This window comes from Streptomyces sp. NPDC015144 (assembly GCF_043079735.1).
Classification (GTDB): domain Bacteria; phylum Actinomycetota; class Actinomycetes; order Streptomycetales; family Streptomycetaceae; genus Streptomyces.
On the sequence record NZ_JBIBUU010000005.1, the window covers coordinates 22,071 to 28,310 of the forward strand.

11 protein-coding genes are annotated in these 6,240 nt (G+C 65.3%); all 11 read left to right on the forward strand.

The window, feature by feature from the left end:
- Window position 1 precedes the first annotated feature (1 nt).
- The 11 genes from rplX (at window position 2) to ACF08W_RS10900 (ending at window position 6,124) form a co-directional block, all read left to right on the forward strand.
- Window positions 2–325 carry a 50S ribosomal protein L24 gene (rplX, locus tag ACF08W_RS10850; protein WP_073786786.1) on the forward strand — a complete coding sequence of 108 codons (324 nt, stop codon included), beginning with the start codon at window positions 2–4 and terminating at the stop codon, window positions 323–325.
- The gene (rplE, locus tag ACF08W_RS10855) at window positions 325–882 is read left to right on the forward strand and encodes a 50S ribosomal protein L5 (protein WP_093540759.1); all 558 of its coding nucleotides are present in this window, start codon (window positions 325–327) and stop codon (window positions 880–882) included. The genes rplX and rplE overlap by 1 nt, the downstream gene beginning before the upstream one ends.
- Before the next feature lie 2 nt (window positions 883–884).
- Window positions 885–1,070, forward strand: a complete 186-nt coding sequence (locus ACF08W_RS10860) for a type Z 30S ribosomal protein S14 (protein ID WP_003956452.1) — start codon at window positions 885–887, stop codon at window positions 1,068–1,070.
- 225 nt (window positions 1,071–1,295) lie between these two features.
- Window positions 1,296–1,694, forward strand: coding sequence for a 30S ribosomal protein S8 (gene rpsH, locus ACF08W_RS10865; protein ID WP_005313538.1), 399 nt, complete (start codon window positions 1,296–1,298; stop codon window positions 1,692–1,694).
- A 21-nt stretch (window positions 1,695–1,715) separates the two neighbouring features.
- Window positions 1,716–2,255 carry a 50S ribosomal protein L6 gene (gene rplF, locus ACF08W_RS10870; protein ID WP_385208242.1) on the forward strand — a complete coding sequence of 180 codons (540 nt, stop codon included), beginning with the start codon at window positions 1,716–1,718 and terminating at the stop codon, window positions 2,253–2,255.
- 2 nt (window positions 2,256–2,257) lie between these two features.
- On the forward strand, window positions 2,258–2,641 hold the full coding sequence (gene rplR / locus ACF08W_RS10875) for a 50S ribosomal protein L18 (protein ID WP_385208245.1): 384 nt from the start codon (window positions 2,258–2,260) through the stop codon (window positions 2,639–2,641).
- 46 nt (window positions 2,642–2,687) lie between these two features.
- Window positions 2,688–3,293 carry a 30S ribosomal protein S5 gene (rpsE, locus tag ACF08W_RS10880; RefSeq protein ID WP_072485533.1) on the forward strand — a complete coding sequence of 202 codons (606 nt, stop codon included), beginning with the start codon at window positions 2,688–2,690 and terminating at the stop codon, window positions 3,291–3,293.
- A complete protein-coding gene (gene rpmD, locus ACF08W_RS10885) occupies window positions 3,293–3,475 on the forward strand; it encodes a 50S ribosomal protein L30 (protein WP_030914154.1) in 183 nt (60 codons plus the stop codon). Before rpsE ends, rpmD begins: the two co-directional genes overlap by 1 nt.
- Window position 3,476: 1 nt before the next feature.
- Entirely contained in the window at window positions 3,477–3,932 is a 456-nt protein-coding gene (gene rplO, locus ACF08W_RS10890; RefSeq protein ID WP_018550610.1) for a 50S ribosomal protein L15, read from the forward strand.
- A gap of 216 nt (window positions 3,933–4,148) precedes the next feature.
- Window positions 4,149–5,468: a preprotein translocase subunit SecY gene (secY, locus tag ACF08W_RS10895; protein WP_352276149.1), complete on the forward strand. Its 1,320-nt coding sequence runs from the start codon at window positions 4,149–4,151 to the stop codon at window positions 5,466–5,468.
- Window positions 5,468–6,124 (forward strand): adenylate kinase, encoded by a 657-nt coding sequence (locus ACF08W_RS10900; RefSeq protein ID WP_352276150.1) that lies wholly within the window; start codon window positions 5,468–5,470, stop codon window positions 6,122–6,124. The genes secY and ACF08W_RS10900 overlap by 1 nt, the downstream gene beginning before the upstream one ends.
- Window positions 6,125–6,240 lie beyond the last annotated feature (116 nt).

Here is a 6,240-nt window from a genome sequence, read left to right on the forward strand (position 1 = left end):
CATGAAGATCAAGAAGGGCGACCTGGTTCAGGTCATCACCGGTAAGGACAAGGGCAAGCAGGGCAAGGTCATCGTGGCCTACCCGGCTCAGGACCGTGTCCTCGTCGAGGGTGTCAACCGGGTCAAGAAGCACACCAAGGCCGGTCAGACCGCTCGCGGTTCGCAGACCGGTGGCATCGTGACGACCGAGGCCCCCATCCACGTGAGCAACGTTCAGCTCGTCGTGGAGAAGGACGGCAAGAAGGTCGTCACCCGCGTCGGTTACCGCTTCGACGACGAAGGCAACAAGATCCGCGTTGCCAAGCGGACGGGTGAGGACATCTGATGGCTACCACCACCACTCCGCGTCTGAAGACGAAGTACCGCGAGGAGATCGCCGGCAAGCTGCGTGAGGAGTTCTCGTACGAGAACGTCATGCAGGTCCCCGGCCTCGTGAAGATCGTGGTCAACATGGGTGTGGGCGACGCCGCCCGCGACTCCAAGCTGATCGACGGCGCCGTGCGCGACCTCACCACGATCACCGGTCAGAAGCCGGCCGTGACCAAGGCCCGCAAGTCCATCGCGCAGTTCAAGCTGCGCGAGGGTCAGCCGATCGGCTGCCACGTCACCCTCCGCGGTGACCGCATGTGGGAGTTCCTGGACCGTACGCTGTCGCTCGCGCTGCCGCGTATCCGTGACTTCCGTGGCCTGTCGCCGAAGCAGTTCGACGGCCGTGGCAACTACACCTTCGGTCTCACGGAGCAGGTCATGTTCCACGAGATCGACCAGGACAAGATCGACCGGGTCCGGGGCATGGACATCACCGTGGTCACCACGGCGACCAACGACGACGAGGGTCGTGCCCTCCTTCGTCACCTCGGCTTCCCGTTCAAGGAGAACTGACCGTGGCGAAGAAGGCTCTGATCGCTAAGGCCGCCCGCAAGCCGAAGTTCGGCGTCCGCGCGTACACGCGGTGCCAGCGCTGCGGCCGGCCCCACTCCGTCTACCGCAAGTTCGGCCTGTGCCGCGTGTGCCTTCGTGAGATGGCTCACCGTGGCGAGCTGCCGGGCGTGACCAAGAGCTCCTGGTAATTCTCCTCCGCCCCTAGGGCGTTGGGAATCACCGGAAAGCTCTCGGTAAGCATCTGGTCGGCAGGAGCCCGCCCTCACATGTCGTAGGCTTGTGGGGTTGGGCGCCTGCCGCCCATGACCGACTTACTACGCCGTAGGTCCCCGCACCGCACCCGTCCCGCCTCTGAGTGGGGAGAGGGATGGCGCATACAGGAAACCCCGGCGAGAGAGGCCGAAGGCCAATTCATGACCATGACTGATCCCATCGCAGACATGCTCACGCGTCTGCGCAACGCGAACTCGGCGTACCACGACTCCGTCGTGATGCCGCACAGCAAGATCAAGTCGCACATCGCGGAGATCCTCCAGCAGGAGGGCTTCATCACCGGCTGGAAGGTCGAGGACGCCGAGGTCGGCAAGAACCTCGTCCTCGAGCTGAAGTTCGGCCCGAACCGCGAGCGCTCGATCGCCGGCATCAAGCGCATCTCGAAGCCGGGTCTGCGTGTTTACGCAAAGTCCACCAACCTGCCGAAGGTCCTCGGCGGCCTGGGCGTGGCGATCATCTCCACGTCCCACGGTCTCCTGACCGGCCAGCAGGCTCAGAAGAAGGGCGTAGGTGGGGAAGTCCTCGCCTACGTCTGGTAGTCGGGAACGGAGGAATAGCTCATGTCGCGTATCGGCAAGCTCCCCATCCAGGTTCCCGCCGGTGTGGACGTCACCATCGATGGCCGTACGGTCGCCGTGAAGGGCCCCAAGGGCACCCTCACGCACACCGTTGCCGCGCCGATCGAGGTCACCAAGGGTGAGGACGGCTTCATCAGCGTCACCCGCCCGAACGACGAGCGTCAGAACAAGGCCCTGCACGGCCTGTCCCGCACGCTGGTGGCGAACATGATCACCGGTGTGACCAAGGGATACACCAAGGCGCTCGAAATCAGCGGTGTCGGTTACCGCGTCCAGGCGAAGGGCTCCAACCTGGAGTTCGCCCTGGGCTACAGCCACCCGATCGTCGTCGAGGCGCCGGAAGGCATCACCTTCAAGGTCGAGTCCCCGACCAAGCTGTCTGTCGAGGGCATCGACAAGCAGAAGGTCGGCGAGGTCGCGGCCAACATCCGCAAGCTGCGGAAGCCCGACCCGTACAAGGCGAAGGGCGTCAAGTACGCCGGCGAGGTCATCCGCCGCAAGGTCGGAAAGGCTGGTAAGTAGCCATGGCATACGGCGTGAAGATCGCCAAGGGCGACGCCTACAAGCGCGCCGCCCGCAAGCGTCGCCACATCCGTGTCCGCAAGCACGTCTCCGGCTCGCCGGAGCGTCCCCGCTTGGTCGTGACGCGGTCCAACCGCCACATGGTCGCTCAGGTCATCGACGACATCGCGGGCCACACGCTCGCGTCGGCGTCGACCCTGGACGTCTCCATCCGTGGTGGCGAGGGTGACAAGAGCAGCCAGGCCAAGCAGGTCGGCGCCCTGGTCGCTGAGCGTGCCAAGGCCGCCGGCGTCGAGGCCGTCGTGTTTGACCGCGGTGGTAACCAGTACGCCGGGCGGATTGCCGCTCTGGCTGACGCCGCCCGTGAAGCCGGTCTGAAGTTCTGAGCCCGGTTCCTACGCACAGCGGACGTAACAGAGAGAGGTAAATCCAATGGCTGGACCCCAGCGCCGCGGAAGCGGTGCCGGTGGCGGCGAGCGGCGGGACCGGAAGGGCCGTGACGGCGGCGCAGCTGCCGCCGAGAAGACCGCGTACGTCGAGCGCGTCGTCGCGATCAACCGCGTCGCCAAGGTTGTGAAGGGTGGTCGTCGCTTCAGCTTCACCGCGCTGGTCGTGGTGGGCGACGGTGACGGCACCGTCGGTGTCGGCTACGGCAAGGCCAAGGAAGTTCCCGCGGCCATCGCCAAGGGCGTGGAAGAGGCCAAGAAGAACTTCTTCAAGGTCCCGCGTATCCAGGGCACCATCCCGCACCCGATCCAGGGCGAGAAGGCTGCGGGCGTCGTCCTGCTGAAGCCTGCTTCCCCCGGTACCGGTGTGATCGCCGGTGGCCCGGTGCGCGCCGTCCTGGAGTGCGCCGGCGTTCACGACATCCTGTCGAAGTCGCTCGGCTCCGACAACGCGATCAACATCGTGCACGCGACCGTGGAGGCCCTCAAGGGCCTGCAGCGTCCCGAGGAGATCGCGGCACGCCGCGGTCTGCCGCTCGAGGACGTCGCCCCCGCGGCTCTGCTCCGTGCGCGTGCGGGAGCGGGTGCGTAATGGCTCGCCTCAAGATCACGCAGACGAAGTCGTACATCGGCAGCAAGCAGAACCACCGTGACACGCTGCGTTCGCTCGGGCTGAAGCGCCTGAACGACGTGGTCGTCAAGGAGGACCGTCCCGAGTTCCGCGGCATGGCTCACACCGTGCGCCACCTCGTGACGGTTGAGGAGGTCGACTGACATGGCGGAGAACAAGCCGCTGAAGGCCCATGACCTCCGGCCTGCCCCGGGCGCCAAGACCGCCAAGACCCGTGTGGGTCGTGGTGAGGCGTCCAAGGGTAAGACCGCCGGTCGTGGTACCAAGGGCACCAAGGCCCGTTACCAGGTTCCGGAGCGCTTCGAGGGTGGGCAGATGCCCCTCCACATGCGTCTCCCGAAGCTCAAGGGCTTCAAGAACCCGTTCCGCACCGAGTACCAGGTCGTGAACCTGGACAAGCTCGCGACCCTCTACCCCGAGGGTGGCGAGGTCACCGTGGCCGACCTGGTCGCCAAGGGTGCCGTGCGCAACAACCACCTCGTCAAGGTCCTCGGACAGGGCGAGATCTCCGTGGCGCTGCAGGTTTCGGTTGACGCCGTCTCCGGCTCCGCCAAGGAGAAGATCGCCGCCGCCGGCGGCACCGTCACCGAGCTCGTCTGAGACAACTCGATGGCCTGAACTACCCGACCGGGGATGCCTCTCATTTGGGGCATCCCCGGTTGGTCGTTCCTAGGGGGGCATGGTCGCCGGTAAGGTGGCGTGCGTCGTTGTGTGGTAACCCCCGGGCTACTGCCCGGGGACTTTGACTGTTTACGTATTCGTCGATCCTCAAGACCGTCACCTCTACGCTCTGCGCGGGGGGTCGCAGGAGGCACCGTGCTCACCGCGTTCGCCCGGGCGTTCAAGACGCCCGACCTGCGCAAGAAGCTGCTCTTCACGCTCGGCATCATCGTGATCTACCGGCTCGGGGCACACATCCCGGTACCGGGAGTGAGCTACGAGAACGTCCAGATGTGTGTTGACCAGGCCAGTAAGGGCAACAACAGCCTCTTCGGTCTGGTGAACATGTTCAGCGGTGGTGCACTGCTGCAGATCACGATCTTCGCGCTCGGCATCATGCCGTACATCACGGCCAGCATCATCCTTCAGCTGCTGACCGTGGTCATTCCGCGACTGGAGGCGCTCAAGAAGGAGGGCCAGTCCGGCCAGGCCAAGATCACGCAGTACACGCGTTATCTGACCGTCGCGCTCGCCATCCTCCAGGGCACCGGCCTGGTGGCCACCGCCACCAGCGGCGCGCTCTTCAGCGGCTGCCCGGTCGCCAAGGAGATCGTTCCCAACCAGTCGATCTTCACGACCATCGTCATGGTCATCACGATGACCGCCGGTACCGCCGCCGTCATGTGGCTCGGTGAGCTCATCACCGACCGCGGCATCGGCAACGGCATGTCGATCCTGATGTTCATCTCGATCGCCGCCAGCTTCCCGGGCTCGCTCTGGATGATCAAGACCAGCGGCAAGCTGGCCGACGGGTGGATCGAGTTCGGCACCGTCATCCTCATCGGCTTCGTGATGGTCGGCCTCGTCGTCTTCGTCGAGCAGGCCCAGCGCCGGATCCCGGTGCAGTACGCGAAGCGGATGATCGGGCGCAGGTCGTACGGCGGTACGTCCACGTACATTCCGCTGAAGGTCAACCAGGCGGGCGTGATCCCCGTCATCTTCGCTTCTTCGCTGCTCTACATCCCCGCCCTGATCGTCCAGTTCTCCAACTCCACCGCGGGTTGGGCCACCTGGATCAAGGACAACCTGGTCAAGGGCGACCACCCCTACTACATCACCGCGTACTTCCTGTTGATCGTCTTCTTCGCCTTCTTCTACGTGGCGATTTCGTTCAACCCCGAGGAAGTCGCCGACAACATGAAGAAGTATGGTGGGTTCATCCCGGGTATCCGGGCTGGTCGACCTACTGCCGAGTATCTGAGCTACGTACTCAACAGGATCACCTGGCCGGGCTCGCTGTACCTGGGTCTGATCGCTCTTGTGCCGACGATGGCGTTGGCAAGCTTCGGTGGAGCCAACCAGAACTTCCCGTTCGGCGGGACGAGCATCCTCATCATCGTGGGTGTGGGTCTGGAGACCGTGAAGCAGATCGAGAGTCAGCTCCAGCAGCGCAATTACGAAGGGTTCCTCCGCTGATGCGAATCGTCCTCGTCGGGCCGCCCGGTGCCGGCAAGGGAACGCAGGCTGCGTACCTTGCCAAGAACCTGTCGATTCCCCAGATCTCCACGGGCGATCTCTTCCGCGCCAACATCAGCCAGGGCACCGACCTTGGCAAGCAGGCCCGCGCCTACATGGACGCCGGTCAGTTGGTCCCGGACGAGGTCACCATCGGGATGGCCAAGGACCGCATGTCCCAGCCGGACGCCGAGAACGGCTTCCTGCTGGACGGCTTCCCGCGCAACGTGGGGCAGGCCGAGGCTCTCGACGCCATGCTCAAGGACGAGGGCACCCGGCTCGACGCGGTCCTGGACCTGGAGGTCCCCGAGGACGAGGTGGTCAAGCGCATCGCCGGCCGCCGCATCTGCCGGAACGACGGCTCGCACGTCTTCCACGTGACGTACAACCCGCCGAAGGCCGAGGGCGTCTGCGACGTCTGCGGCGGCGACCTGTACCAGCGGGACGACGACAGCGAGGAGACCGTCCGTACCCGGCTGGAGGTCTACCACACGCAGACCGAGCCGATCATCGACTACTACCGGGCCCAGAACCTGGTGGTCACCATCTCCGCGCTCGGCAAGGTCACCGATGTGACCGAGCGCGCGATGGAGGCTCTGAAGTCCGGTAAGGACTGAACGCAGCACCCGCAGTACTGAGCAGTCGGGGGGGGGGGGGCGGGGGCGCCCCCGCCCCCCCCGGGGGCCCGATCCTGGGACCGGGTACCCCCCCACACACCCCCTGGCCAAAGTTC

Excerpts from the sequence above, each read along its gene's own strand:
- rplX (WP_073786786.1), top strand. The coding sequence starts at position 2 with ATGAAGATCAAGAAGGGCGACCTGGTTCAGGTCATCACCGGTAAGGAC.
- rpmD (WP_030914154.1), top strand. The coding sequence starts at position 3,293 with ATGGCTCGCCTCAAGATCACGCAGACGAAGTCGTACATCGGCAGCAAG.
- rplE (WP_093540759.1), top strand. The coding sequence starts at position 325 with ATGGCTACCACCACCACTCCGCGTCTGAAGACGAAGTACCGCGAGGAG.
- rpsE (WP_072485533.1), top strand. The coding sequence starts at position 2,688 with ATGGCTGGACCCCAGCGCCGCGGAAGCGGTGCCGGTGGCGGCGAGCGG.
- rplF (WP_385208242.1), top strand. The coding sequence starts at position 1,716 with ATGTCGCGTATCGGCAAGCTCCCCATCCAGGTTCCCGCCGGTGTGGAC.
- ACF08W_RS10900 (WP_352276150.1), top strand. The coding sequence starts at position 5,468 with ATGCGAATCGTCCTCGTCGGGCCGCCCGGTGCCGGCAAGGGAACGCAG.
- rpsH (WP_005313538.1), top strand. The coding sequence starts at position 1,296 with ATGACCATGACTGATCCCATCGCAGACATGCTCACGCGTCTGCGCAAC.
- rplR (WP_385208245.1), top strand. The coding sequence starts at position 2,258 with ATGGCATACGGCGTGAAGATCGCCAAGGGCGACGCCTACAAGCGCGCC.
- rplO (WP_018550610.1), top strand. The coding sequence starts at position 3,477 with ATGGCGGAGAACAAGCCGCTGAAGGCCCATGACCTCCGGCCTGCCCCG.